The sequence below is a fragment of the Quadrisphaera sp. DVD1 genome (assembly GCF_058932755.1).
Map to the genome: position 1 here is coordinate 1 of NZ_JBZYWI010000255.1, position 1,856 is coordinate 1,856.

At 74.0% G+C, this 1,856-nt stretch carries 2 protein-coding genes; both read right to left on the reverse strand.

What is annotated here, in order from left to right:
* A partial coding sequence (ftsZ, locus tag AC5FZL_RS16615) for a cell division protein FtsZ (RefSeq protein WP_493619982.1) occupies positions 1-994 on the reverse strand: 994 nt, incomplete at its 3' end.
* A 238-nt stretch (positions 995-1,232) separates the two neighbouring features.
* Positions 1,233-1,856, reverse strand: a 624-nt coding sequence (locus tag AC5FZL_RS16620) for a cell division protein FtsQ/DivIB (protein ID WP_493619983.1), incomplete at its 5' end; no start/stop codon positions are given.

A 1,856-nucleotide genomic window follows, 5' to 3' on the forward strand; every position in this document is an offset into this window, starting at 1 on the left:
CGGCCGGCGCCGCACGGCGCTGGTCGCCGCGGCGCTGCACCTGCGGGGCACCGCCGTCGAAGCCGGCGGCGATCACCGTCACCCGCACCTCGTCACCCAGGGCGTCGTCGATGACGGCGCCGAAGATGATGTTGGCCTCCGGGTGGGCGGCCTCCTGGACCATCCGCGCGGCCTCGTTGATCTCGAACAGGCCGAGGTCGGACCCGCCCTGGATCGAGAGCAGCACGCCGTGCGCGCCGTCGATGCTGGCCTCGAGCAGCGGCGAGGAGATCGCCAGCTCGGCGGCCTGCACGGAGCGGTCCTCGCCGCGGGCGGAGCCGATGCCCATGAGCGCGCTGCCGGCGTTGGACATCACCGACTTGACGTCGGCGAAGTCGAGGTTGATCAGGCCCGGCGTGGTGATGAGGTCGGTGATCCCCTGGACGCCGGACAGCAGCACCTGGTCGGCGGACTTGAAGGCGTCCAGCACGCTGATGTTGCGGTCGCTGATCGACAGCAGCCGGTCGTTCGGGATGACGATGAGGGTGTCGACCTGCTCGCGCAGCTCCTCGATGCCGGTCTCGGCGCTGGTGGCGCGCCGACGGCCCTCGAAGGTGAACGGGCGGGTGACCACGCCGATGGTCAGGGCGCCGAGCTCGCGGGCGATGCGGGCCACGACGGGCGCGCCGCCGGTGCCCGTGCCGCCGCCCTCGCCCGCGGTGACGAAGACCATGTCGGCCCCGCGCAGGACCTCCTCGATCTCCTCGGCGTGGTCGTCGGCGGCCTTGCGGCCGACCTCGGGGTCAGCGCCGGCACCGAGGCCGCGGGTCAGCTCGCGGCCGACGTCGAGCTTCACGTCGGCGTCGCTCATGAGCAGCGCCTGCGCGTCGGTGTTAACGGCGATGAACTCCACGCCCTTGAGGCCGACCTCGATCATCCGGTTGACGGCGTTGACGCCGCCTCCGCCCACGCCGACCACCTTGATGACCGCCAGGTAGTTCTGCGGTGCTGTCACCGGTCTCCCGCTCTCGCCGTTCGTCGGGTCCTGGCGCTGGTGGCCCGGGACCCCGGTCTGGTACCGCCGGGCGATCAGGCCGTCCGGGGAAGTCTCACCCTCAGGTTGAAGGTGATAGTTATGTCATGTCCGCTCTCGCGTCCACGCTAGGGGCGGACGGGAGTGCTCCACAACCTCCCACGCCGGGTCTGCGCCTTCGAATCACGTCAGAGTAGTTCACTCAGCCGTGACGGCGATCTCACCAGGTCGCAGGAGCGCTCGGCGCGCTCACGTCGTAGCCGCTGGCGGGCCGCTGGCGCAGCACCTGGAGCACGCGCGCCTTGAGGTCGGAGGAGGCGGCCCCGCCCCACCGGACCTCCTGGCCCCCCCGCAGGCGCAGCCGGACGTCGTCGCGGCTGAGCGCGCCGACCTCCGCCACGTCGGCGCGCAGGTCCGCCGGCAGGCTGGCCGCCACCTCCCCCGCGGCGCGCACGGCCGCCGGCCCGGCGGTGGCCACGTCGACGCTGACCACCGGCACGTCGGGCGGCGCCTCGGGCAGGGTCGTGATGACCGCCCCCTCCGCGTCGAGCAGCTCCACGCCCGCGCTCCCCGGCACGGCGGCCACGGGCACCTCCTCGGTGACCGCCAGCACCAGCCCGTGCGGCCAGCGGCGCTCCACCGCGAGCGAGCGCACGTACGGCAGGTCCGCCACGCCCTCGCGGACGGCGTCCTCGTCCACCCTCAGCAGCGGGCGGCCGACCTGCCCGGCGGCGGCTGCGCGCACCGCCTCCGGGTCGGTGCGCGAGGTGCCGGTGACCGCCACCTCGCGCACCGCGGTCACCGGGCTGGCCAGCAGGACCCAGCCCGCCGCCGCGAGCAGCGC